Source organism: Micromonospora sp. DH14, from assembly GCF_029809455.1.
GTDB classification, from domain to species: Bacteria; Actinomycetota; Actinomycetes; order Mycobacteriales; family Micromonosporaceae; genus Micromonospora; species Micromonospora parva.
The window spans coordinates 48681-72900 of the sequence record NZ_JARVKT010000033.1 but is presented as its reverse complement, the minus strand read 5'-3'; the positions used below and the strand labels follow the sequence as shown (position 1 = coordinate 72900).

Annotated in this window: 27 protein-coding genes; 13 read left to right on the top strand and 14 right to left on the bottom strand. The window is 70.0% G+C overall.

The window, feature by feature from the left end:
• Positions 1-392 precede the first annotated feature (392 nt).
• Positions 393-860: a hypothetical protein gene (locus QCZ28_RS29105; protein ID WP_279519605.1), complete on the top strand. Its 468-nt coding sequence runs from the start codon at positions 393-395 to the stop codon at positions 858-860.
• Positions 861-1275: 415 nt separating this feature from the next.
• Here QCZ28_RS29105 and QCZ28_RS29100 read toward each other — a convergent pair whose 3' ends face one another.
• The 4 genes from QCZ28_RS29100 to QCZ28_RS29085 form a co-directional block, all read right to left on the bottom strand.
• Positions 1276-2166 (bottom strand): hypothetical protein, encoded by an 891-nt coding sequence (locus QCZ28_RS29100; protein ID WP_279519604.1) that lies wholly within the window; start codon positions 2164-2166, stop codon positions 1276-1278.
• Positions 2167-2291: 125 nt separating this feature from the next.
• A complete protein-coding gene (locus QCZ28_RS29095) occupies positions 2292-2858 on the bottom strand; it encodes a hypothetical protein (RefSeq protein WP_279519603.1) in 567 nt (188 codons plus the stop codon).
• Positions 2855-3157 (bottom strand): hypothetical protein, encoded by a 303-nt coding sequence (locus QCZ28_RS29090; protein ID WP_279519602.1) that lies wholly within the window; start codon positions 3155-3157, stop codon positions 2855-2857. The genes QCZ28_RS29095 and QCZ28_RS29090 overlap by 4 nt, the downstream gene beginning before the upstream one ends.
• Positions 3158-3270: 113 nt before the next feature.
• Entirely contained in the window at positions 3271-4401 is a 1131-nt protein-coding gene (locus tag QCZ28_RS29085) for an amidase domain-containing protein (protein ID WP_279519601.1), read from the bottom strand.
• A gap of 473 nt (positions 4402-4874) precedes the next feature.
• Between QCZ28_RS29085 and QCZ28_RS29080 the strand changes: the two genes are divergently transcribed.
• Complete coding sequence (locus QCZ28_RS29080) at positions 4875-5549, top strand: hypothetical protein (RefSeq protein WP_279519600.1); 675 nt, start codon at positions 4875-4877, stop codon at positions 5547-5549.
• Between the two features lie 48 nt (positions 5550-5597).
• On the opposite strand, the gene QCZ28_RS29075 is transcribed toward QCZ28_RS29080, so the two are convergent.
• The gene (locus QCZ28_RS29075; protein WP_279519599.1) at positions 5598-5987 is read right to left on the bottom strand and encodes a hypothetical protein; all 390 of its coding nucleotides are present in this window, start codon (positions 5985-5987) and stop codon (positions 5598-5600) included.
• Between the two features lie 27 nt (positions 5988-6014).
• A complete protein-coding gene (locus QCZ28_RS29070; protein ID WP_279519598.1) occupies positions 6015-6398 on the bottom strand; it encodes a DoxX family protein in 384 nt (127 codons plus the stop codon).
• Positions 6399-6558: 160 nt separating this feature from the next.
• Between QCZ28_RS29070 and QCZ28_RS29065 the strand changes: the two genes are divergently transcribed.
• The gene (locus QCZ28_RS29065; RefSeq protein ID WP_279519609.1) at positions 6559-7473 is read left to right on the top strand and encodes an RNA polymerase sigma-70 factor; all 915 of its coding nucleotides are present in this window, start codon (positions 6559-6561) and stop codon (positions 7471-7473) included.
• A gap of 12 nt (positions 7474-7485) precedes the next feature.
• Here QCZ28_RS29065 and QCZ28_RS29060 read toward each other — a convergent pair whose 3' ends face one another.
• Positions 7486-8685, bottom strand: coding sequence for a low temperature requirement protein A (locus QCZ28_RS29060; protein ID WP_279519597.1), 1200 nt, complete (start codon positions 8683-8685; stop codon positions 7486-7488).
• A 179-nt stretch (positions 8686-8864) separates the two neighbouring features.
• Between QCZ28_RS29060 and QCZ28_RS29055 the strand changes: the two genes are divergently transcribed.
• Positions 8865-9443: a TetR/AcrR family transcriptional regulator gene (locus tag QCZ28_RS29055; RefSeq protein WP_279519596.1), complete on the top strand. Its 579-nt coding sequence runs from the start codon at positions 8865-8867 to the stop codon at positions 9441-9443.
• Between the two features lie 30 nt (positions 9444-9473).
• Here QCZ28_RS29055 and QCZ28_RS29050 read toward each other — a convergent pair whose 3' ends face one another.
• Positions 9474-10115, bottom strand: coding sequence for a hypothetical protein (locus tag QCZ28_RS29050; protein ID WP_279519595.1), 642 nt, complete (start codon positions 10113-10115; stop codon positions 9474-9476).
• Positions 10116-10286: 171 nt separating this feature from the next.
• On the opposite strand from QCZ28_RS29050, the gene QCZ28_RS29045 reads away from it, so the two are divergent.
• On the top strand, positions 10287-10997 hold the full coding sequence (locus QCZ28_RS29045) for an HAD family hydrolase (RefSeq protein WP_279519594.1): 711 nt from the start codon (positions 10287-10289) through the stop codon (positions 10995-10997).
• Positions 10998-11409: 412 nt separating this feature from the next.
• Positions 11410-12195 (top strand): L,D-transpeptidase family protein, encoded by a 786-nt coding sequence (locus QCZ28_RS29040; protein WP_279519593.1) that lies wholly within the window; start codon positions 11410-11412, stop codon positions 12193-12195.
• Between the two features lie 14 nt (positions 12196-12209).
• Here the strand turns inward: QCZ28_RS29040 and QCZ28_RS29035 are convergent, their stop codons facing one another.
• The 5 genes from QCZ28_RS29035 to QCZ28_RS29015 form a co-directional block, all read right to left on the bottom strand.
• A complete protein-coding gene (locus tag QCZ28_RS29035; protein ID WP_269683309.1) occupies positions 12210-12485 on the bottom strand; it encodes a hypothetical protein in 276 nt (91 codons plus the stop codon).
• 47 nt (positions 12486-12532) lie between these two features.
• On the bottom strand, positions 12533-12964 hold the full coding sequence (locus tag QCZ28_RS29030) for a hypothetical protein (RefSeq protein WP_030328697.1): 432 nt from the start codon (positions 12962-12964) through the stop codon (positions 12533-12535).
• A gap of 185 nt (positions 12965-13149) precedes the next feature.
• Positions 13150-13854, bottom strand: a complete 705-nt coding sequence (locus QCZ28_RS29025; RefSeq protein WP_279519592.1) for a VOC family protein — start codon at positions 13852-13854, stop codon at positions 13150-13152.
• Between the two features lie 220 nt (positions 13855-14074).
• Positions 14075-14257 (bottom strand): DUF397 domain-containing protein, encoded by a 183-nt coding sequence (locus QCZ28_RS29020; RefSeq protein ID WP_279519608.1) that lies wholly within the window; start codon positions 14255-14257, stop codon positions 14075-14077.
• Positions 14251-15051 (bottom strand): helix-turn-helix transcriptional regulator, encoded by an 801-nt coding sequence (locus QCZ28_RS29015; RefSeq protein ID WP_279519591.1) that lies wholly within the window; start codon positions 15049-15051, stop codon positions 14251-14253. Before QCZ28_RS29015 ends, QCZ28_RS29020 begins: the two co-directional genes overlap by 7 nt.
• Before the next feature lie 235 nt (positions 15052-15286).
• Between QCZ28_RS29015 and QCZ28_RS29010 the strand changes: the two genes are divergently transcribed.
• From QCZ28_RS29010 to malQ, 6 genes are all read left to right on the top strand, one after another.
• Entirely contained in the window at positions 15287-15586 is a 300-nt protein-coding gene (locus QCZ28_RS29010; protein ID WP_279519590.1) for a flavin reductase, read from the top strand.
• 442 nt (positions 15587-16028) lie between these two features.
• Complete coding sequence (locus QCZ28_RS29005) at positions 16029-17315, top strand: ABC transporter substrate-binding protein (protein WP_279519589.1); 1287 nt, start codon at positions 16029-16031, stop codon at positions 17313-17315.
• Positions 17312-18286: a sugar ABC transporter permease gene (locus QCZ28_RS29000; RefSeq protein WP_279519588.1), complete on the top strand. Its 975-nt coding sequence runs from the start codon at positions 17312-17314 to the stop codon at positions 18284-18286. The genes QCZ28_RS29005 and QCZ28_RS29000 overlap by 4 nt, the downstream gene beginning before the upstream one ends.
• A 1-nt stretch (position 18287) precedes the next feature.
• A complete protein-coding gene (locus QCZ28_RS28995) occupies positions 18288-19124 on the top strand; it encodes a carbohydrate ABC transporter permease (RefSeq protein WP_030328686.1) in 837 nt (278 codons plus the stop codon).
• Between the two features lie 10 nt (positions 19125-19134).
• Positions 19135-20343, top strand: coding sequence for a sn-glycerol-3-phosphate ABC transporter ATP-binding protein UgpC (ugpC, locus tag QCZ28_RS28990; protein ID WP_279519587.1), 1209 nt, complete (start codon positions 19135-19137; stop codon positions 20341-20343).
• Positions 20344-20456: 113 nt separating this feature from the next.
• A complete protein-coding gene (gene malQ / locus QCZ28_RS28985) occupies positions 20457-22565 on the top strand; it encodes a 4-alpha-glucanotransferase (protein ID WP_279519586.1) in 2109 nt (702 codons plus the stop codon).
• Here malQ and QCZ28_RS28980 read toward each other — a convergent pair.
• Positions 22517-23626, bottom strand: coding sequence for a winged helix DNA-binding domain-containing protein (locus tag QCZ28_RS28980; RefSeq protein ID WP_279519585.1), 1110 nt, complete (start codon positions 23624-23626; stop codon positions 22517-22519). The two genes, malQ and QCZ28_RS28980, sit on opposite strands and share 49 nt — an antisense overlap.
• 138 nt (positions 23627-23764) lie before the next feature.
• Between QCZ28_RS28980 and QCZ28_RS28975 the strand changes: the two genes are divergently transcribed.
• Positions 23765-24157 carry a hypothetical protein gene (locus QCZ28_RS28975; protein WP_279519584.1) on the top strand — a complete coding sequence of 131 codons (393 nt, stop codon included), beginning with the start codon at positions 23765-23767 and terminating at the stop codon, positions 24155-24157.
• The last annotated feature ends 63 nt before the right edge of the window (positions 24158-24220 follow it).

The window sequence follows — 24220 nt, the reverse complement described above, 5'->3', positions numbered from 1 at the left end:
CGCCCGCCCTGCCCCCGCCCGCGCCGCCGCCTGCCTGTCGCCCGCTCGCCCCGCATCACCCACCTGCCGGCAAGATGTGCGCAACTTCTCGGATGTTGCTGTGTCAGGGGCTGCGGAGGCAGCAACATCAGGGATGTTGCACGGATCTTGCTGGGCCACCCGGGCCTCAACCCCGCTGGCGTTGGGCATGATCGTGCTCGATCCTTGATGTAGTGGTGTCGCTGGCGCCGGGAGGCCACTCGATCCTGGATCGAGCACGATCATGCAGGTCTCGCCGTGGGCGGCAGCTTGCAAGGGCGTCAGCGCGTGGGCCGCGAGTATGCGCGGCACGCAGCCCTCCGGCAGATTGCGTGGGCAGCGATTGTGCTCACTTCTCACTATCGTGATCGTTTGTGGGGGAGTCGGTGAAGCCGGTAGGCCAGATGAAGGTCCTCGATCAGTCCCGGCTGTGGCCCGCCATCGCGATACCAGGCGTGCTCATGATCGTGATGATCGTTGTCGGCGTGCTCTTCGACGTCGTCAGCTGGATGGTCCTGGTGTTCGGCGCTGGCCCGATCATCATCGCCGTCACGCGCACGCGAAACGCGGTGTTCGCCGACGACCTGGGTCTGCTGGTCCGCGATCGCTCAGGTCTGCGGCGCTCGTACTCCTGGGCTGAGATCGAGCGCATGGGCTGGGTGGATATGGGGCTGTGGGGAATCAGCCTGGCGGTCTACCCCCGAGGTGGTCCCTACGACGTACCGGGACCCAATGCGTCCACAAATGTAGGGCGCATCTGGCGTCTCGGCCGTCGGCGCTCCATTAACCCCGTACCCGAGCTACTAAAAACCCATGGCATCAAGGGGCTGTCTGATCAGTGAGCCGTTCACGAAGCTCACTCAGCGGCGCCAACCGCACCCTGCCCGCGCGTGCCCGCCCCGCACCATGCCCGCCCCGCATCACCCACCTGCGCACCAAGATCCGCGCAACTTCGCTGATTTTGCTGTCTCGCAGGCCGCGGAGGCAGCAACATCAGTGATGTTGCGCGGATCTTGCCGGGCCACCCGGGCCTCGAACCGGTGGCCTTGGGCATGATCGTGCTCGATCCATGATGTAGTGGTGTCTCTGGCGCCAGGAGGCCACTCGATCCAGGATCGAGCATGATCATGCGGCGACGGGCGACGGGCGACGGGCGACGGGCGACTCGCGACCCGCGACCCGCGACCCGCGACTCGCGACCCGCCCAGCGACCCCCGGCCACGGGTGCGTGAGGGGGCGCACCCCGTTCAGCTTGACCTATTCGGTGAGCACCTTCACGGTGTCGGCCAGCCCGTCGTTGCGGTTGATGCCGACGAAGAATTCACTGCCGACGTGGGTGACATCTTCGATCTCGTCGGTCAGGTTGTTGCCCGGGATGCCGATGTCGCTCTCCACGTCGCCGCCGGACCAGTTGTACTGGTACACCCAGTTCCACCCGGTGGTGGGTGTCGAGGTGTTGATCGACTTGGTGTTCCAGATGTAGTTCTCGGAGCAGTCGATGCCCTGGTCCGAGCGATTGTCGTGACTGGTCAGGTTGCTCTTGACCAGCGTCCATCCACTGGTGAGCGCGCCAGCGCCGGGGTGGGTCCACAGGCTGCCCAACCGGCGGGCCGCGTACTTGCCCGCTCCGCCGGCAGCCGTGGCGCTGTAGCAGAGGCCGCTGATGTTGCCGATCGGCAGCCGCACCTCGCTGGTCGTGCCGATAGTTCCGTTGGCGTTCAGGCGAATGATCGTCACCTTGTCGCTCAGGAACGCGGACTGGCTTCCCTGGGTGGCGATCAGGGCCGGGCCCTGGCCGAGGTAGTTCGCGTTGTAGGCGAGGTCGTTGCCGTGGCCGAGTGTCGGGATGGAGGTGGGGGCCCCGGCGCAGACCCAGCTGGCGCCGTCCCAGGTCGAGCCGTCACGCAGCCACCGGGACAGGACCGGCTCGGCGCCGGCCGCCTTCGTGAAGATGATGTAGAGCTGGCCGCCCGGCCCCGCCACCATGCCCTGCATGACCGTGCGGCCGGCCTTGCACGCACTGCTGTTCGGGATGTTCAGCCGTTCCGCGCCGCTCCGGTCGGTAGCGGCGGAGGCAGCGGCCGCCGGGGCGACGGCGATACCGATGGAGAGGGCGAGCACGGACGCGACGCTCGACAGTTTCTTCACGGGGCTGCTTCTCCTTGAGGGATGAGGCGAAGCAGCGTATCAGTCCGTCTCGACCTGTCTATGTCGCGATGAGGCCGACAGTGATCCCCCCGGAACCGGGGTTCCGGGGGGATCAGGGCCGGGCGTCAGATGTTGTGATAGCCAGTGCCGCCGCTCCGGTTCCCGTAGACATCGTGACCGAGGTGGCCGGTGCCGGCGCACCAACTGATACAGAACTTCGCCTGACCCACCGTGTGCGCCTCGGTGTTGCCGACGTAGTAGGTGTTGGGGGAGTTGGTCCACTTGTCGAACGACCAGCCGTAACCGGTGGAGTAGCTCCAGCCACCGCTGGCTCCCCACACCGAGGAGCCGTTGTAGCACCAGTCGACCCGCAGCGTGAGCTTGTAGAGGTCGCCCCCGAACGCGTTCTCGGCCAGCCGGGTGACGCTGTAACTGCTGCAGCTCGACGCGGCCAGGGCCAGCGGGTCCGCGATGGGGAGCGCCCGCGCCGAGGCGGCACGGCGCTTCAGGAACTCGCCAACCGTGATCGACTCCGGGGCGGAGACCACGGTCCGGACCGTGACCGGAGTCTGTTCGACGGTCAGGGCCGGTGCGGCGGGTTCGTCAACGGCTGCCGCCTGGGCCATCCCGGGCACCGCGAGCAGCCACGCGACCAGCGTCCCGGCCACGAGTGCACACTTCTTTCCTCTCATGACGCGCCTTTCGGATTCGAGTTCCGGTGAGGTCCCAGGGCGACGAACCAGGCGTCGTCGATGCGACGCAGCCAGATGACGTCGGAGTACGGCGACCCGTCCAACTGTCCGGAGAGGGTCGCGCGAACCTCGGCATCAGACGTCGTCGTGTCGAACCGGCGGTCCGACACGACGAGACGACCGCCGCCGAGTTCGCTGAGCCGCCGGCTTATCTCGGCGGACGAGTCTGTGTCAGGAGCCGCGATGTCGGCGAGCTTTCCGCGATCGCGCTCGTGCAGTGCGGTGACGTAGTCGGCCACGGCCGCCTCGGGTGAAGCGGCGCCACCCGGACCGGCGAGACGAAGAGACAGAATCGTCCCGATCACCAGGCATACCGCGACCACGCCACCGACAATGATCCACCTTTTCCGCCTCATGTCCGGTGAGCATACTTCCAAGCGTTGGCGTTGGTCGGATTGGAAAGAATCTCATTCAACGGCTTGTCCCGGTAGTCGGAGCCGTGTTGCGTCATGAGCGGACCCGCCGAATTTGTGCCGGTGCAGATCTGGGTGTGGCTGATGTTGCCGTCGAAGTCGAAATCGTACTGGAGGACATCGGCGCCCAGCATCTGATAGACGCCGATGCTCCTGGCGCGACCGGAGTTCCGCGCGAACCAGTACCAGTTTTCGGCGCCTCCCCAGGTGTAGCTGGAGGTGCTGGCATACGACCCGTACCACCAGTTCGAATTGCTGCTCCGGCTGCTCAGCGGGTACGAGCCGACCGTCGCCCAACCGCCCGCCCTCATGGACTGCGAGATGAAGCTCGTGCAGTCGTCGCTATAGCTGGGATAGGCGGGATTGCGGCCCAGCGCCCAACTCCTGGCGTAGCTGACCATGTTGGCGTAGTTGTAGGCCAGCGCGACGGCATCCGACGAGCGCTCGCGCGGCAGCGTCGAGGTGACGGCTGTCGACGAGGGCTGCCGGTCCGCGGCGGGCACGCCTGCCCGGGCAGCCTTCTCGGCGTACCTCGCCTTCTCCGCCTGGAACGCCAGATCGAGCTCGTCCTCGAACTGGGTGACCGGCACGGAGAAGACGTTCGTCCACTGGTAGGCCGTCGCGGCCACGTACCACTGACCACCCGACGCGTGCAGTTCCACCCGATGCTCCGCCCGGTAGGTCTGGCGGTCGGAGCTTCCCGGCACGTTGAACACCAGGTCGGTCTGCTCGGTCACCATCGCCGTCGCCCGAGCGCCCTCCACGACCAGGTCGGAGACGTGCACAGAGGTGATGGCGCGCCGGTATCCACCGTGCAGCGAATCGAGCCAGGCACGGACACCGGCGAGCCGGTCGGCGGTCGCACCGGCCGCCTGTCGCAGCGCGCCGATCGCCGTCTGCCCGGCGGTCTTGGGCGGCGCCGCCGTCACCCACGAGGCGCGTTCGCCGAAGTGCGCCCGCAGAACGGCTTCGATCTCCTCGTTCCCAGCCACCGCCCCGGCCGGCGCCGCGACCGCGGCTGCCGCGCCCGGCAGGACCAGCCCGATCGCTCCCAGCGCTCCGGCGCCCAATACTGATCTACGTCTCATCGACACGCGCTCCCCCGATAGCTGGACGAACCGACAGGCCACTGCTTGCCTGTCGGACTTCTTCTCAGAAGGTCGCGGACAAACGTCCGGAGGGCAATCCGCGACGTCACAGGGTTGCGGGGAGAGTGTTTCCCTGATACGCGACAGGATGACGGTGATCGTTCTGCCAGTGCGTCGGTGCTCGATGTCACGGAAGTGTCGTCTGCCCGACCGGAGTCCTGCCCCCTGTGTCACCAATACGTCAACTCGAATTGTCGGTCGTACGAAGAGACGATGTTACCGCTGTCCCGGTTCGCCTACGGTGGACCGAGCCGTACGGGGGGTTGACTGAGATGCGCGGAGGAATTGCACACGTCCAGATCCACCTACAAAACGATCTAATCGGGCTGGCTCCGAATCATGCTGCGGTGTTCGGCCACTGTCTGTGCGATGCGTGTCCCTTCGACATCCGGATCATGACTTCGAAGGTTCCGGTGGTCGGGAGGGTGGAGGCGTACGACGACCATTGGCGACTCGGCAACCTGAGCGACAACTGCACCCTGATCGTTTCCGATCGGGGCTCACCGGCCGACCTCGTCGTCGTTCGGCCAGGTCGGGCCCGGGCCGTCATCGAGTTCGAGCTGGCCGAGATCGCGACTGACGTCGACCGTCAGCCCTTGCTCGCCGTCTCCGGGCCGCGACCGGTCAGGTCCTGGGAATCTCTCGCCTGCCCGCAGTGGAGCAACGGCAACGGCATGCGGCCGATGGTGACCAGCACCGTCTACTTCGCCGTGTTGCTCGCCCTCTGCGAGCCACGCCTGCGGTACGGGCACAACGTCCCGCTACCGACGTCGTCCGAGGTCGCCCGGCGTCTGACCCGCCTCGACATGCCGGTCACCCCGAGAGCTGTCGACGCGCAGATCGACTACCTCGTCACGAAGCTGCGGGTCGGCAGGAGCGACGTCCCCACCTACAAGCGCGGGCAGGGCTGGAAGAAGGAGGCAGTGGTGGCGGCCGCCACCGCAGGCGGCATGGTGACGCCCGGCTCGTACGACAGCCGTTGGTCTCGAGGACCGGTCGACTCCCTCCGGCCCGGCGTGGTGTCACAGCGGGTCGGCGGGCGATCGGTGCGAGGCGCGCGGGTGAGATGAGTGGGTTGTCGCTGCGGGATCCTCAGCCGGAGCACCCCGCCCTGGCGCTCACCGGTAACCGAGGTGGAGAACCAGCTCGCCGTCCTTGGGTTTGGCCCCCAGGTAGACAGACATCGGGTCGAGCAGGGTCGGCGGCAGGGTCTGCTCCTGGGTGAGGCCCATCTCGCGTGCGAGGTCCTGCGGGGACTGGCCCGCCGCGGGCACCACGGTGATCGTGCGCCAGCACCCACCGGAGGCGCATTCCATGCTCTCGTCGGTGACCGTCGCCCCGGCCGGCACCTGCGGTACTCGCGACATCGGCGGCAATGCTCCCTCGGTGTGGAACACCTGCAACCACAGGAACCGCATAACCCACAGGCACGACAGCAGGCCCACCGTGACGGACACGGCCAGCAGAGTGCGCTTCGCGCGCTTGCGTTGCGGCGGTCGCGACGTCATCGGGTGAGGGTAGCGGGGCGAGGTCGGTCAGCCGGTGAAGGGCGAGGAGCCGAGACGGCCCCAGGCCACGAAGGCGGCGACCGCGAGGTAGGCCAGGTTCAGCACGATGAACCTGGCCTCGCCGTGACGCAGGTGGGTGATCATCGCGCCGACCATCAGCACCATCCAGCAGATGGCGGTCACCGGCACCAGCACCGGTGCGACGTCCAGCACGGCGGGCAGGACGAGACCGGCCGCGGCCAGGAGTTCGAGGACCCCGAGGGTTTTGACGAAGCCGACGCTGGCACCGTCGGTCCACCGTCCGCCGTTGGCCGCTGCCAACTTCTCCTTGGGTACGAACGTCTTGGTGATGCCGCCGGCCAGGGCCAACGCGGCCAGTAGTCCGGCCGCGATCCACAGAGCCAGATTCATGAGATTTCCTCCTCGTTGGGTCGAACAGGAGACACCGCCGGCCGGTGCGCCGTGACAACCCGCCCCGAGTGACGAGGAGCACCGGCGCCGGGTGTCACAGGAGGTGGGCGGCCGGTGTCTGGTGGGCGAGGCGGCCGAGATCGACGAGACTGGAGGACGCATGGATGCCGAGGGCGGAAACATCAGCGCGGACGGCAGCGGGCAGCCCGCTGTCGACGCGTTCGTTGCCCACCGAAACCTGCTCTTCACCGTCGCCTACGAGATGCTCGGCTCGGCCGCCGACGCGGAGGACGTACTCCAGGAGACCTGGCTGCGGTGGGCGGACGTGGATCTTCCGGCGGTGCGGGACGAGCGGTCCTACCTGGTCCGGATCACCACCCGGCTGTCGCTCAACCGGCTCCGGGCGGTCGGCCGGCGCAGGGAGTCCTACGTCGGCAGCTGGTTGCCGGAGCCACTGCTGACCGCGCCCGACGTCGCCGAGGACGTCGAACTCGCCGAGAGCGTCTCGATGGCGATGATGCTGGTGCTGGAGACACTCGCGCCGACCGAGCGTGCGGTGTTCGTCCTCCGCGAGGTCTTCGACCTGGCGTACGACGAGATCGCCGAGGCGGTCGACAAAAGCCCAGCCACCGTCCGTCAGATCGCGCACCGGGCACGAACGCACGTCGCCGCGCGCCGGCCCCGGGGGATGGTCTCCCCGGCGGACACCCGGCGGGCGCTGGACGCGTTCCGGCGGGCCGTCGAGGTCGGCGACGTGCAGGGCCTGCTCGACGTTCTCGCGCCGGATGTCGTGCTCCTCGGCGACGGAGGCGGGATCAAACAGGCGCTGCTGCGGCCGGTCAGCGGGGCCGACAAGGTGGCCCGGCTGCTGGCCAGCAGGAAGGTCCAGGTGGCCGCCATGTCGTTGCGACCCGCCGAGGTCAACGGCTACCCGGCGTTGGTCCTCCGGTTCGACGGCGAGATCGACTCGGTGGTTACGCTGCGCGTCGACGACGGTGTGATCACCGCGCTCTACGCGGTGCGTAACCCGGAGAAGCTGTCCCACATGCGGCGGGCGACAACGCTGTGCCGGTGACGGCGGTTGTGGCTAGTACGGGGGAGCGGGTGTCTCCGCGGGGCGGCGGCGTGAGCGTCGGGTGTCCGCCGCGGCGACGCCGAGCAGCACCACGGCGGCGACCGCGCCGGCGGTGAGCGGCCGGAGGTGCGCTGCTGCCGGCGTCAGCAGGCCGAGGGCCAGCAGGCCGGCCAGCCGGGACCGGGACACCCGGGCGAAGACCTGGTATTCGAGGGTGGAACGCCCGATGAGGAAGAGCGCCGGGCCGCCGAGGATGGCGATGAGCCAGCCTGCCGGGAGGTGCCCGAGCGGTTCGGTGATGAACAGCTCGAAGCCGACGCCGGTCAGCACGATTCCCGCGATCATGACCATGTGGGCGAACGCCATGCCGGTCGCCAGCCGGGCCGGGTCGCGGGAGCGGTCGACGGCCGCGCCCAACACTCCACCCGCCACGTGGAAGTAGATCCGCCAGAGCAGGACGGTGGTCGCCAGCGCCAGGACGAACCCACCCGTCTGGTCGGTGTGGAACTCGCTGCCGCTGAAGGCGAGCCCGATGACGAAGATCGCCTCGCCGAGTGCGATGAGCAGGAACTGTTGGTAACGCTCGGCCAGGTGCTCGGCAGCGATCATCTGGACGCCGAGCCGTTGCGCGCCGAGCCGGGGGGTCGGCCAGCCGAGGAACAGACCGGTGTAGTCGATCAGCACGGCGAGGGTCCAGAGTGCTCCGCGGACGGTGCCGTCGTCGACCAGCCCGCCGACGACCCAGAGCGGTGTGCTCAGGCCGAACCAGAACAGGATCCGGATGGACTGGTGTGGGTCCGGCCGGCCGTGCCCGGCGAGGTGGAAATACACCACTCGGCCGATCTGGAGGGTCACCAGGGTGATGGCGAAGAGGGAAGCCCGCGCGCCGAAACCGTCGGGCACGGCGACGGCCATCGTCATGGCACCGGCCAAGGTCATGATGATGACCGTCTGGACGATCGGGGCGTCCGGGTCCAGCCAACTGGTCGACCAGACCGTCACCGACCAGACCGCCCACAGCGCCAGGAACAGCAGCAGAGCCTGGCCGAGGCCCGCGTACACGCCGCGGTGGCCGTCGGTGAAGTCGACGATCAGCCGCGCGGAGATCCGGGTGAGGGCGAAGACGAAGACCAGGTCGAGGAAGAGTTCCAGGAAGGTGGCCCGCTGGCGGGTGGCGTCGCCGCGCAGCAGTCCGTCAGGGATTCTCCTCATCGGCTCGTCACGCGCCGGTGCCGCCGAACGACCACATGCCCTCCCGTCGCGGTGATCTCCTCACCTAACGAGCGAGAGCGCCGGCGGTGGCACGAGGGGAGCGGGTGACACGCATCCACTACAGTCACCAATCCGTCACCCGGCCGCCACGGCGGGTGCGCGCCTTTACGCTCGGGTGCGTGCCCGGACCTGCCGAGAAGGCCGCTGAACAGGACCGGCGTGACCGCATCGTCACGGCCGCGCGGGAACTGGCCGAGACGGAGGGCTGGGCGGGGGTGACCACCCGACGGCTCGCCGAACGGACCGAGATCGACATGGGTGACATCTATCGGCACTTCGCGGATCTGGAGGCGCTGATCGCCGCCGTCGCGGTGTGTGCCTTCGCCGATCTGGCCGCCGATCTGGCCGAGGCGCACGCGGAGAGCGTCGGCAGCCCCGAGGGGGTCTGGCCGGCGGTCGCTACCGCGTACCTCGACTTCGCGTACACGAATCCGGAGGTCTATGACGCGATGCTCGCGCTGACCCCCGACCTGGCCCTCGGCGCGGATGGTGTGCCGGCCGCGCCCCGGGCGGTCTTCGCGGAGCTGCGGGCGGCCCTGACCCCGCTGGCCGAGGGCCGTGACCCGGACACCCTCGCCGAGGTGGGTTGGAGCCTGTTGCACGGCGTGGTGATGCTCACCCGCGGTGGCCGGCTCCGACCCGAGGGGCAGGAGGACCGCGAGGCGTTGATCGCGCAACGGCTGCTGCGGTGGCCGTGACCACGCCGCCGCCGACGCCCCCGATCGTGCTCAGTTGATGGGCTGACGGTCGGCGGGCCCCTTGTCGGTGAACCGGAACGTGGTGTTCAGCTTGGCGTTGCCCAACTCCTTGAGGACCAGGCCGTTGCCGGGGAGGTGCTGGAGGAACCGGGTTTCGCTGCCGATCGCGTACGTGCCGTTGCCCTTGGGGATGATGATGAACCGCTGGATCGGGTCGTCCTGGTCGCAGACGACCGACCCGATGGTCAGCTCGGGCTCGATGTCCAGGCCGTTCACCTGCCAGCAGGAGGGGTCGTCGTTGGCGGGGTGGCCGTCCTTCACACCGAATGCCCTGATCACGTACCGGTCGCCGCCGATCGGTGTCGGCACGAACAGGGTGCGACCGCCGGTGTCGCCGCCCTCCTCAAGTCGCCCGCTCATCTCCAGCGCCTCCCCCGAACCCTGCACCCGGGTGATCGTGACCTCGCGCTTGCCGGACAGCAGCGGGTCGGTCGTCGCCGCCGATGTGGCTGAAGCCGCTGCCGTCGGCGTCGGCGCACTCGTCACGGCGCCCGTCGGCGTCGGCGTGCCCGCTGCGGTGCCCGGCCCCTTGTCGCCACCGCCCTGGCACCCCACCAGCACGCTGGTGCAGGCCAACAGTGCCGCGCCGGTGACCCACTTCATGGTGAACATGCCGTACTCCTCAAGAGCCGTCCCGAACCTGGGCGGGAATCATCACGGGTGTCGCCTATGCATGACGACGGCCGCGCTGGAACGGTTCACGAAAATCCGGAAGATCTCAAATCGATCTCCCGCCTATCCTGTCCCCGGCCTGCCGGGCGGTGGGCGCGGGGAGGGGATGGCATGACGGTCGGTGTGGCGGCACGGCGGCACGCGCAGGTGCTGATCTTCGACGCGGACGACACGTTGTGGGAGAACAACGTGGTCTTCGAGCGGGTGATCGACGACTTCCTGGGCTGGCTGGACCATCCCACCCTGGACCGGGGCGAGCTGCGGGCCGTCCTCGACGACATCGAACGGGCCAACGCGGTGGCGCACGGGTACGGCAGCAAGGTCTTCCTGCGCAGCCTGGCCGAGTGTCTGGAGCGGCTGCGCGAGCGACCGGCCACCGAGAGCGAACGCCAGGAGATCGACCGTCTGGCGGTGGCCCTCGTCGAGCATCAGGTGGAGCTGATGCCCGGGGTGGCCGACGCGCTCGACGAGCTGGCCGGCCGGCACGAGCTGCTGCTGCTGACCAAGGGTGACCAGGAGGAGCAGCAACGCAAGCTGGACGCCTGCGGCCTGCTGCACCACTTCGGGGCCGCGCACATCGTCGCGGAGAAGAACGTCGACACGTACCGGTGGCTCACTCGGGAGCACGGCTTCGCACCGGCCGGCGCGTGGATGATCGGCAACTCCCCGAAGTCCGACATCCTGCCGGCGCGGGCGGCCGGGTTGAACGCGGTGTTCATCCCGAACGCGAACACGTGGGTGCTGGAGGACGACGAACTGGACCCGACCGACCACGGGGTGCTGCGGCTCGCCGCGTTCCGTGACCTGCTGCGGCACTTCTGATCGTCCGGGAATCCCTACAGCGTCCGCGATCATGGTCGTGTTACGCCGACCTGCCCGATTTTCACAGTGGGATAAGTCCTGCCCCCGGTCGTCCGACGCGGCTTGTCCGGCCGGTCGGAGCCCACCTAACCTGGTCCGGCGCTCACGGCCTTTCGGGGTGTGCCGGGGGCGCGTCGGCGTTCGGCGGGTGAGCACCGTGGAGCTGAGTGCGGAGTGGGCCGGCTCACCCCGTTCTGGCGCGTGGCGTCGTGCCACGCCCGCGCGGCGGGTGCCGGAGCTGTCCGCTCCCCTGTCGGACGGCCGGGGGTCAGGGCCGGGTAGTTGCGGACCCGGTCCTGACCCGTCCGCCAATTCGTCGACAGTGGCGAGTGGTGGCGGGTCGCCGGTCCGTTCGACTGTCAGGATGGCGGGCATGAAGCGCAGATCTTTCCTCCTCGGTGTGGCGGCGGGTCTGGCCGGCCCGACCGTGCTCGCCCCGGCCGCGCCCGCGATCGGTGCGGACGGGCCGCTGCGGCCGGGCTGGGGCACGGACCCGACGCAGCGACAATGGCCGGGGCGGCAGCGTCAGAACCGGGCCAGCGCGCTGACCACGCTGCCGACGGAGACGAAGCAGGTGATCATCGTCGGCGCGAGCAGCTACACCACCACCTACGCCACACTGGAGACATTCGTGCGGGCCCGCAACGGCTGGCAGCCGGCCTCGGCGCCGTTGCCCGCCCGGATCGGCTCGAAGGGCTTCAGCGACAACCACGTGGAGGGGGTGCCGACCACGCCGACCGGCGTCTACTCGATCGGTCCGACCATGTACGGCATCGCCGCCAACCCGGGCGTGCGATACCCCTACCACCGCTTGGTCAGCGGTGACTGGTGGAACGAGAATCCATCGTCGTCGCTCTACAACACCTTCCAGCACAGTGCGACCAACCCGGGCGGGGCCAGCGAGGCACTGTGGCAGGAGGTCCCCGCGTACACGCACTTCGCGGTGATCACCTACAACATGGCGCCGAACGTGCCGAAGCCGGTGCCGAACAAGGGCAGCGGGATCTTCCTGCACCAGTTCAGCACCAGCGCCGGCAACGCCACCGCCGGTTGCGTCTCGCTCGCGCACGGGCACCTGGTCGCCGTGCTCAACTGGCTGAACCCGGCGCTGTCACCGCGCATCGTGCTCAGCCCGTACGCCCAGCTCGGCCGGTACTGAGCGGCGCTGAGTGCTCAGCTGGCCTCGCGCCGGACGATCGCCACCGCCACCCGGCAGAACTCGTCCATGTCCGGGTTGAACCCAGCGGCGATGTCGGGGTGCAACCCGGAGCGGGTCTCCTCCAGCAGCCGCTGGCAGACCTGTTCCACCGGTTCGCCCGCGTAGTCGGCGCGGACCCGGTCGGTGGCTGCCTGAAGCGCCGAGGTGAGCTGCTCTTCCAGCGGGCCGCGCAGCTTCTGCTGCACAGGGTCGAGCCCGCGGGGGTCGAGCGTGACATGTGGCTCCGACATCGGTGCTCCCTTCGTCGGCGTCCGCGGTACCCCACCGCGGACGCCGGTCAAACCCCGTTCGGTACGGCGGCGACCCGCACCTGGTATGAGAAGTCCTCCGCCGGCTCCTCGTGGTACGACAACCGGCGGATCTGCCGGTCGTCGTCGTAGAGGGCGACGTCCACCAGGACGCCGAGGTGGGTGAGGCCGATGCTCGACACCCGCTTCTTGTCCTGCAACACCGCGCAGACGCCGCCGAGCAGGGTGCTGGCGTCGGACGTACGGTGCCCGGGCGGGCAGCGCAACACCAGGTCCACCTCGATCGGCCCGGGCAACGGCGTCCAGCCGGTGCGCTGGGCCGCGCCGAGGGCGGCCTGGAGCAGGGTGCGGACCCTCGTCGCCTGCCGATGCCCGGCGGCGAAGATGGACAACGCTTCGGTCTTGACCGGTGGCAGGCCGCTCACCTCGAATGTCAGGGCGAGAGCGCGGGTGTCCTGCACGACGGCACCTCCTCGTTGGGACGATCCTGCCGAACCGGGGGAGCGGTGGTGGGACGTTCCCGCGATTACCAACCGATCGGGCAGGCGTGGGTCGGCCGGAGGCGTGTCGACGGCGGCGGCGAACGCGCCGGCTGCGGCGCTAGGAAAACGCTAGCCGACGACGCCCGCGCCCGGTAGTCGGTCGTTCACCCGGTGCGCTCTGGTGCGAAGGCGCAGAACTCGTTGCCCTCCGGGTCGGCCAGCACCCACCACCAGTGCGCCTCGTCGAGCGGCTCCCGCAGCAGCGTCGCGCCCGCCGCGATCAGCGCCGTCGGCTCCGGGTCGGCCAACTCGACGTCCCAGTGCATGCGGTTCTTGACCGACTTGGGCTCGCTCACCCCGTCGAAGACACAGCGCTCCCAGGGCAGGCCCGCGGCCCCGAGCACCGCCGCGTCGGTCGGCCCGTACTCGACGGCGCCGCCGAACACGCCGGCCCACCAGGTCGCCTGGGCGGCCGGGTCGAGCGCGTCCACCACCAACTGGAACGGGCCCGGGTGGCTGTCGGCGTCGGCCGCGAGGGCGCAGAACTCGTTCCCGTCGGGGTCGGCCAGCACCCACCGGCCGGCGTCGTCGTCCGGCTCGCGCACCAGCCGGGCGCCCTCCGCGAGCAGCGCCGCCGGGTCCGCGTCGGCCAACCGCAGATCCAGGTGTACGCGGGTCCGGCCGACCCGGGGCTCGGGCACCCTGTTCACCCAGATCGACTCGGCGTCCGAGCGCGCGGAGCGCGGGTCCACCCGGGTGTCGCCGTCACCGGCGTCAGCCACGTCACCGTCGAGCATCCGGGCCCAGAAGGCGCCGAGGGCCAGCGCGTCGTTAGCGTCCAGACAGAGGTCCTTGAAGCGCGCGATCATCGTGCCAGCATGCCTGGTCCCGAGGGGTGCCCGCGCGCGTTGCGAGGGGAGTCTCGCCCGACGTCACGTCGATCAAGGAGTTCTGGTGGGTGACAAAATCCTCGCATAACCCCAAACCAGGCACCACAACTCCATGATCGACCGAGCCGGCCCGGCCCGGCCCGGCCCGGCCCGGCCCGGCCCGGCCCGGCCCGGCCCGGCCCGGGCTGGGCTGGGCTGGTTAGTGCTGTTTGGCGTACTTGACGAACGCCTTCCAGGCCGCCGGGTCGACGTGCAGCGTGCCGCCGTCGCGGTCCTTGGTGTCGCGCACCAGCACCACGTTCGGCAGATTGTCGGCGACCTCGACGCAGGAGCCGCCGTTGCCGCCGGACCGGGTCGACTTGCGCCACTGGGGGGTCAGCATGCCCATGACTTCGCCACTTCCTTGATCAGGTCGATTGACTGCCGGCGGGGGAGCGCCTCGTTCCGCACGATCTCCCATGTCTTGGCCAGCTTAGCGACGTCGGTCGCTGCGTCGACAAACTGCGCGGTGAGCTGGTTGTCGGCGTGAGCCACCCGCTCACCGTCCGGCATCTCGGCGATGATGAACTGACCAGCCAGCCCCAGGTACATCCCAGCATCCGTCGGGACGATGTGCACCTGGATATGCTCCGCCGTTGCCAACTGGGCCAGGTGCTCGCACTGCTCGACCATCAGGCCCGGCTGGTCGAGCACCGGCCGGCGCAGCACCGCCTCGTCCAGCACGGCGATGAGCTGCGGCGGGCGCGGGCGGTGCAGGATCGCCTGCCGTTCCAGTCGGGAGGCGACGATGCGGTCCACGTCCTCGGCGTCGAACCGGCCACCGGCCAGCGTCGCGCGGGCGTACCGTTCGGTCTGGAGCAGGCCCGGCACGTACGCCAACTCGAACCAGCGCAGCGTGGTCGCCTCCCGCTCGAACTCGATCCACTCGCGCAGCCAGGCCGGCTCGGCGTCGAGCCGGGCCAACCCGTCCAGCATCCGGAGGAAGCGTCCGCCGGTCTGGTGGTGGGTGTCGACCGCCCGCATGTACTCCTTCGTCGGCGGTCGTCCGCCGGTCTCCACCGAACTGACGTGCGAACCCGAGTAGCCGATGCCCCGCCCGAAGTCTTCCTGACTGAGCCCCGTATCCGCCCGGAACAGGCGCAGTTCGTCCAGCACGTAGTCGGTGACTGTCCCCATCGATTCCCTAACCTTCGCTCAGTCTGGCTCGGCGCGTCCTTCATGGGTGCTCGCCTGGGCCGCTGAGCTGCACGGATGACGCGAGCACGTATCGACGGTAGTCGCCTCATCACCACACTGTCACCAGTGGCGGGTCCGCTGGTGGCCGCAGTGGCGGCGGCGGGCCCCTGCCCCGGGGGTCGCTCTCGTTCCCCCCTTGCGAGAGCGGCCCCTTCCCCCTGAAGGAGGTCGATGTGTGGAGCCCGACAGGCCAGCAGCGCGCGGTGCGGTGGCGGTGGTGATGGTCGTCCGGCCGCCCGTCCCGCACGTCGCCATGCGCCCGCTGTGGCGGTGCCGGAACTGTGGCACCGAGTGGCCCTGTCAGCCGGCCAAGCTCGCCCTGCTGACGGAGTACCGGACCAACCGGACCGCGCTGTTGATCTACCTCGGCACCCTGATGCACGAGGCGACGAGCCAGCTCACCCAGCTTCACCCGGATCATCCGCCGGCCCGGATGACCGAGCGCTTCCTCTCCTGGGCGAGGGCCCGCGGTTGACCCCCGGCCCGCCGTCCTGGGGCCGGGGTCCTCGGGCCGGCGTCGTGGTCCTCGGGCCGGCGTCGTCGTCTTCGGGCCGGTGTCGTCCTCGGGCTGGCGTCGTCGTCCTCGGGCCGGCCCGTTGTCTGGGCCTGCCCGGTGTCCGGGAGCGCTGTCCCCGCGCGTGATCGACTCGGCTTTCAGAAAAGCGGGGCTTCCCTGGTGCGGTGATGGCCCGACTTTCAGGAAGTCGAGTTGATCACGCACCTGGCGGCGGCGCAGGCAGAGACGGCCGGGCTCTCGCTCTGACAGCCAGGTTTCGCGGCTTCACAGGCGGGGCAGAGTAGCCGCTACAGAGCGTTCGCGCCGGCGTTTCCGCAGCTTGCCGGCTCGGAGTCGGCTCGCCGTGCGCCGGGGCACGGATGCCCCTCCCCGGTCTTTCGCCGAGGAGAGGGGGAGGGCGATGACGGACCCCGACACGGCTCGACACCGACGCCGGCCGGTTGTTCGGCTGGGCGCGGCGGCTGCCGCGCTGGCACTCGTCGCGCCGTTGGCCGCGTGCGGCGCTGACGACGCGGGTGGCCCACCGACGATCAACCTGTACTACCCGCCCGAGCAGAACCTGCAGAAGGTCGTCGACGACTGCAACGCGCAGGCCCAGGGGCGGTACGAGATCGCCTACCGGGTGCTGCCCCGGCAGGCCGACGACCAGCGGGTGCAGATGGTGCGCCGGCTCGCCGCCGAGGACAGCGGGATGGACCTGCTCGGGCTGGACGTCACCTGGACCCAGGAGTTCGCCAGCGCCGACTGGATCCGCGAGTGGACCGGCCAGGACAGGGCCGAGGTCGAGCAGGGCACCCTCGCCGGACCGCTGGCCACCGCCCGGTACGAGGACAAGCTGTACGCGGCGCCGAAGAACACCAACGTCCAGCTGCTCTGGTACCGCAAGGACCTGGTGCCGCAGCCGCCGACCACCTGGGACCAGATGATCAGCGCCGCCCAGCAGCTCAAGGAGCAGGGCAAGCCGTACCAGGTGCTCACCATGGGCGCCCAGTACGAGGGCCTGGTCGTCCTCTACAACACCCTCGCCGAGAGCGCCGGTGGAAAGATCCTCAACGACGACGGCACCCAGGCCGTGATGGACCAGGGCACCGTCCGGGCGTTGGAGCAGCTGAAGAAGTTCGCCACGTCGGGCGTGACCTCGCCGTCGTTCAGCAACGCCACCGAGGACCCGGTCCGGCTGGAGTTCCAGTCCGGCGCCGGCGCGTTCCAGGTGAACTGGCCGTTCGTCTATCCGGCCCTTCAGGAGGCGAACCCGGAGCTGGCCAAGCAGGTCGGCTGGGCCCGGATCCCGGGCATCGACGAGGGCACCCCCAGCAAGGTCACCATCGGTGGGGTCAACCTGGCGGTCAGTTCCTACTCCAAGCACCCCGAGCAGTCCTTCGAGGCGGCCCGCTGCATCCGCAGCGCCGAGCACCAGAAGTTCTCCGCCATCAACGACGGCGTGCCGCCCACCATCGAGGCGGTCTTCGACGACCCGGAGATGACCGAGGCGTACCCGATGAAGGACACCATCCTGGAGGAGCTGAAGGAGCCGGCGACGCGTCCGCTGACCCCCGCCTACCAGAGCATCTCCACAGTGATGTCGGCGATCCTGTCGCCGCCGTCCGGGATCCGCCCGCAGCAGACCGCCGACGAGCTGCGCGACGCCATCGCCGACGCCCTCCAGTCGAAGGGGGTCCTGCCATGACCCGGCCCGCCACCACCGAGACACCGGAGAAGACCGATGGCCAGCGCGCCACCGTGCCCACCCAGCGGGGCGGCCGTCGCAAGCCCCCACTGAGCGAGAACAAGAAAGCCGAACGCCGGCTCGGCCTGCTGCTCTGCGCGCCCGCCGCGCTGGTCATGGTCCTGGTGACCGCGTACCCGATCATCTACTCGGTCTGGCTGTCGTTGCAGCGCTTCGACCTGCGCTTTCCCGATCAGCGTGAGTTCATCGGGTTGGAGAACTACGTCACGGTGCTCACCAACGAGTTCTGGTGGACCGCGTTCGGGGTGACCATGCTGATCACGGTGGTCACCGTGGCCGTCGAGCTGGTGCTCGGCATGGGCCTGGCGATCATCATGCACCGCACCCTGATCGGGCGCGGCCTGGTCCGGACCTCGGCGCTGATTCCGTACGGGATCGTCACGGTGGTCGCCGCGTTCTCCTGGCGGTACGCCTGGACGCCCGGCACCGGCTACCTGGCCAACCTGTTCAGCGACGGCGCGCCGCTGACCGAGCGGGCCAGCTCGCTGGCGATCATCATGCTCGCGGAGATCTGGAAGACCACCCCGTTCATGGCGCTGCTGCTGATGGCCGGGTTGGCGCTGGTGCCGGAGGACCTGCTCAAGGCGGCCTCCACCGACGGCGCTACCGCCTGGCAGAAGTTCACCAAGGTGATGCTGCCGGTGATGAAGCCGGCGATCCTGGTCGCGTTGCTGTTCCGCACCCTGGACGCGTTCCGGGTCTTCGACAACATCTTCGTGTTGACCGCCGGAGGCAACGAGACGTCGTCGGTGTCGATGCTCGCCTACAACAACCTGATCCGGGGCCTCAACCTCGGCATCGGCTCGACGATGTCGGTGCTGATCTTCATCACCGTGGCGATCATCGCGTTCGTCTTCGTGAAGCTGTTCGGCACCGCTGCCCCGGGTAGCGACGACGGAGAGAGGCGCTGACATGGCTGTCGAAACCACCACCCGGGCGAAGCTGCGCTGGGGTCTGCTCGACGTCCTCGTGGTCGTCTTCGCGTTGGTCCCGGTGCTGTGGATCGCGTCGCTGTCGTTCAAGACGCCGGCCACCCTCACCGACGGGAACTTCATCCCCCGGGAATGGACGCTCGACAACTACCGGACCATCTTCGACACCGACCAGTTCGTCCGGGCACTGATCAACTCGATCGGCATCGCGTTGATCGCCACGCTGATCGCTGTGGTGCTCGGCGCGATGGCCGCGTACGCGATCAGCCGGCTGGACTTCCCCGGCAAGAAGCTGCTGGTCGGCGTCTCCCTGCTGATCGCGATGTTCCCGCAGGTGTCACTGGTGTCGCCGCTGTTCGAGATCGAGCGTCAGCTGGGCCTGTTCGACACCTGGCCCGGGCTGATCCTGCCGTACATCACCTTCGCGCTGCCGCTGGCGATCTACACGCTGTCGGCGTTCTTCAAGCAGATCCCCTGGGACCTGGAGAAGGCCGCGAAGATGGACGGCGCCACCCAGGGGCAGGCGTTCCGGCGGGTGATCGCGCCACTGGCCGCGCCCGGGTTGTTCACCACGGCGATCCTGGTCTTCATCTTCTGCTGGAACGACTTCCTGTTCGCCATCACGCTGACCTCCACCGAACGTGCCCGTACGGTGCCGGTCGCGCTGTCGTTCTTCACCGGCGAGTCGCAGTTCGAGGACCCCACCGGGGCGATCTGCGCCGCCGCCGTGGTGATCACCGTACCGATCATCCTGTTCGTCCTCTTCTTCCAGCGTCGCATCGTGTCCGGTCTGACCTCCGGCGCAGTCAAGGGATAGGTGGGTAGTCATGGCTGACATCGTGCTGGACAAGGTGAGCAAGAGCTTCCCGGACGGGACCGTCGCCGTGCAGGACGTCGACCTGGAGATCGCCGACGGCGAGTTCGTGATCCTGGTCGGGCCGTCCGGCTGCGGGAAGTCCACCACCCTCAACATGATCGCCGGGCTGGAGGACATCAGCTCCGGTGAGCTGCGCATCGGCGGGCAGCGGGTCAACGACAAGGCTCCCCGGGACCGGGACATCGCCATGGTGTTCCAGTCGTACGCGCTCTACCCGAACATGACGGTGCGGGAGAACATGGCGTTCCCGCTGCGGCTGGCGAAGCTGGACAAGGAGACCATCAACTCCAAGGTCGACGAGGCGGCGAAGGTGCTGGAGCTGACCTCCCTGCTGGACCGCAAGCCGGCCAACCTCTCCGGTGGTCAGCGCCAGCGGGTGGCGATGGGCCGGGCGATCGTCCGCCAGCCGAAGGCGTTCCTGATGGACGAGCCGTTGTCCAACCTCGACGCCAAGCTGCGGGTGCAGATGCGTACCGTGGTGTCCCGCCTGCAGAAGCAGCTCGGCACCACCACCGTCTACGTCACCCACGACCAGACCGAGGCGATGACCCTCGGCGACCGCGTGGTGATCATGCGGGGTGGCGCCGTGCAGCAGGTCGGGCCACCACAGGAGCTGTACGACCACCCCCGCAACCTCTTCGTGGCCGGCTTCATCGGCTCACCGTCGATGAACTTCCTGCACGCCGCCGTGCAGGACGGCGAGCTGCACACCGCCCTGGGGCAGGTGCCGCTCGGCGACCGGGTCCGCCGGGAGTTGGAGGCGGCCGACGCGCCCCGTGAGCTGATCCTCGGCATCCGGCCCGAGCACTTCGAGGACGCCGAACTGGTCGACGACGACACGCGTCGGCGGGGCATGGAGTTCGAGGCGCCGGTGGACATCGTCGAGTCGATGGGCTCGGACAAGTACGTCTACTTCACCGTCGAGGGTGAGAAGGCCAGCGCCGCCGAGTTGGAGGAGTTGGCCGCCGACGCGGGCGCCGCCGACTTCGCCGGCGCCGGCGGCAACCTGGTGACCCGGCTGTCCGCCGAGTCCCCGGTCGCCGAGGGGCAGACGCGGCGGGTCTGGTTCAACCTGGAGAAGATCCACCTGTTCGACCCGACCAACGGCCGCAACCTGACCCTGCACGAGGGCCGGGCCGCCGGCGCGCTCGCCGACTGACAGCGTCCATCGTGGGGGCCGACGGGTTCGCCCGTCGGCCCTCGTCGTGCGCTGCGCGGTGCGCCCGGCCGTGGCAAGGTGGTCGCAGGTCACGTCGTGAAGCGGGGGGCGGGATGAACCGACGATTGGCCGCGCTGGCCAACGCGCACGGTGTTTCCACCTGGTACGAGGACTGGCGGCACCGCCGCGTCGAGGTCGCACCGGAAACCGTGGTGGGCGTGTTGGGGCTGCTCGGCGTGGACGCCACCAGCCCGACGGCGATCGCCGACGCCCTCGCCGCCGCCCGCGCCGTCGACCGGGGCGCCCTGCCGGAGACGGTCGTGCTCACCCACGGCCGCAGCCGGGCGCTGCCCGGACCGGGGGTGCTGACCCTGGAGGACGGTGGTCGCCGGGCGGTCGACGGTGAGTTGCCGGCCGACCTGCCGCTGGGTTGGCACCGGCTGGCCTGTGCCGACCGGGAGGTCACAGTGGTGGTGGTGCCGCGCCGGCTCCCGGTGCCACCCCGGGCCTGGGGCTGGATGCTTCAGCTCTACGCGCTCAACTCGGAGCGCTCCTGGGGCATGGGCGATCTCGGTGACCTCGCCGAGTTCACCGAGTGGGCCGGGGCGACCGGGGCGGGGCTGGTGCTGCTCAACCCGCTGCACGCGGTCGGGCCGGCGCACCCGGTGGCCACCTCACCGTATTCGCCCGCCAGCCGACGCTTCGTCAACCCGCTCTACCTGCGGGTCAGCGACACCGCCGCGTACCGCGCGGCGGACCCGGCGACCCGTGTGGTGGTCGACGCGTTGCGCCCCGACCGGGGGCCCCTGATCGACTACGACGAGGTGTGGTCCGCCAAGCGGCACGCCCTGGAGTTGCTGCACCCGTACGCGCAGCCGGTGGACCTCGCCCCGGACCCGGCACTGACCAGCTTCGCCACCTGGTGCGCGCTCGCCGAGCGGCACGGCAACGACTGGCGGGCCTGGCCGGTGCAGCTGCACGACCCGGACGCCCCGGCGGTCGCCGAGCAGCGTCGGCAGCTCGCCGACCGGGTCGCCTTCCACGCCTGGCTGCAACAGCTGTGCGACGAGCAGCTCGACGCCGTCACCGCGGCGGCCCGCGCGGCGGGGATGCCGGTCGGTGTCGTGCACGACCTGGCCGTCGGCATCGACCCGGGCGGGGCGGACGGCTGGCAGCTCGCCGACGTGCTGGCCCAGGGCGTGCGGGTCGGTGCCCCACCGGACGACTTCAACCAGCTCGGCCAGGACTGGGGCCTCGCCGCGTGGCGCCCGGACCGGCTCGCCGCCACCGGCTACGCCGCCTACCGGGACATGCTGCGCCGGGCCCTGCGGCACGCCGGTGGCCTGCGGGTCGACCACGTCGCCGGCCTGTGGCGACTGTGGTGGGTGCCGCCGGGCGGCGGCGCGGCCGAGGGCACCTACGTGCGCTACGACGCCGAGGCGATGCTCGGCATCCTCGCGCTGGAGGCGCACCGGGCCGGCGCGGTGGTGGTCGGTGAGGATCTCGGCACCGTCCAACCGGCGGTCACCCGAGGGTTGCGGGGGCGCAACATGCTCGGCTCGACAGTGCTGTGGTTCGCCCGCGACGACAACGGTGACTTCGTCCCACCGGCCCGGTGGCCGCGCAACGCCCTCGCCACGATCTCCACCCACGACCTGCCCACCGCACCGGGCTTCCTCACCGGTGAGCACGTGCGGGTGCGCGACGAGTTGAAACTGCTCGGCACCGACGTGGCGGTGGAGCAGGCCCGCGCCGCCGCCGACCGCGACCGGCTGCTCACGATGCTGCGCACCGAGAACCTGCTGCCCGAGCCGACACCGCAGCTACCGGCCGTGACTGTCGCCTCCGGGGGTGCAGAGCAAAGGACGGATGCCGATCCGGCGTTGCGCGATGCGAACGCGACCCCTGATGACGGTGAGGTGGTGGTGGCCATGCACGCCGCGCTCGCGGCCAGCCCGACCCGGCTGCTCGGCGTCTCCCTCTACGACGTGCTGGGCGAGGTGCGCCAACCCAACATGCCCGGCACGGTGGACGAGTACCCGAACTGGCGGCTGCCGCTGCCGGCCAGCGTGGCGCAGATCCGCGACGACCCCCGGGTGCGGCGGATCGCCGACCTGCTCAGCGCCGCCCGCCCACGACCGGCCGACCCGCCGCCGGCGCGTGACGCCGTTGGTCAGGTCAGCCAGTCGAAGCGGGCCGGCAGCCCGAGGAAGTCGGCGTAGCGCCCGAGCGCCTGCTCCACCCGGGCCCGCGCGGCGACGTCGAGCGGCGTGAGCGGCCGGACGGTCACGGTGACCGCGCTGCGGGTGATCTTGCGCTTCCACACGCCGACCACCCGACCGGCGCGCACCACAGTGGCCTGGAAGATGCCGTTGTTGCCCGGCACCACCGCCGCCTGGTGGGCGGGGTCGAGCATCAACGTGCGGTCCCGGAAACCGAGCAGATACTCGTCGAAACCGGGCAACGCCCGCACGTCGTCCGTCATGGTGCGCGGCGCGTCGGGCACCGCCGCGTCGACGTACATCGGCGTGCCGTCGACCCGTACGGTGCTCAGCGCGTCGTCGGCGGCGGCCAGGCCGCGCCGGGCGTCGGTGAGGGTGAGCCCGCTCCACCCGGCGACCTCGCGGTCGGTGACCGGGCCGTGCGAGCGAACGTAGCGGTGGGCGAGCACGGCCAGCGCCTCGTCCCGCTCCAACCGGCGGGGCTCGGGTGCCCACTCGTCGAGCAGGGCGAAGGTCTGCTCGGTGCCGACGTTGGGCGCCACACAGGTCACCCCGCGCACGCTCGCATACCACAGCAGGTGGTAGCCGCGCTGCCCATCGGTGCCCAGGCCGGCGGCCCGCAGGGCGGCCAGGCACTGCGCGCGGGTGAGCCGACCGCCGCCGGCCAACGCGGCACCCAGGACGTCCACCGCCCGGTCCGCGTCGGCCTCGCTGAGCCCGAGCTGCGCCCGGCGGGTCGCCACGGCGGCCAGCGATCGGACACCGGTCAGCTCCAGCATCCAACGGGCGTCGGCGGAGGGCACGAGGTGCACGGTGCCCCGCATCGGCCAGGTCCGCAGCGCCTCACGCCGCTCCAACGCCGCCTGCACGTCGGTCACGCGGCAACCGGGCAGTCGGGCTCCCAGCGACCACAACCCGCTGGCCAGGTCCTGTGCCTGCATCGCGCCGAACCACTCGACCACCTCGGCGACGGTGCCGGGTCGGGTGCTCGGCTGCGGGCGCAGCAACAAGCTGGTCATCCGCAGCGCGAGCGCCTCGGCCGCGCTGAGGTCGACAGGCATCGGGCGCTCCTTTTCGTGGCCGGGCGGCCAGCCTAGGGCCGACCACCGACACTCCCGCTGGTGGGAGGCGTAACAGGGGTCTTCGGGGGAAAGCGGCTCGCCGGAAGTGCGCGCGCCGCGCGTACGGAAGGGAGTCTCATGACTGCCGCAAGCGAGCCGGCCCGGGGTGCCGGCGTGACGGCCGGGTCCCGCAGCCACCGGGGGGACGCCCGCGCCAAGACCAGCGCCGCGGCGACCTTCGCCCTGGTGTTCGGAGTGGCCGGCCTGTTCAGCGTGTTGACCGCGATCCTCGCCTGGCTGGGGCTGGTGCTGGGCATCATCGGGATCATCCTCGGCATCGTCGGGCTCAAGATGGCGCGCCGACCCGGGGTCACCGGTCGTGGCGTGTCGATCGGCGGCCTGGTGCTCAGCATCCTGGCCGTGCTGATCGGGCTCGGTCTGGCCGCCGGGATCACCACGTTCGTCAACAACGAGAACGCTGTCGACCGGCTGCAGACCCAGGTCGACAACCTGCGCGACAAGCTCGACTGACCCGCGCGTGCCGGTCCGGGCCGGCCCGCCCACCCGTCCCGGGCAGCACAGTAGGGTGGGCGG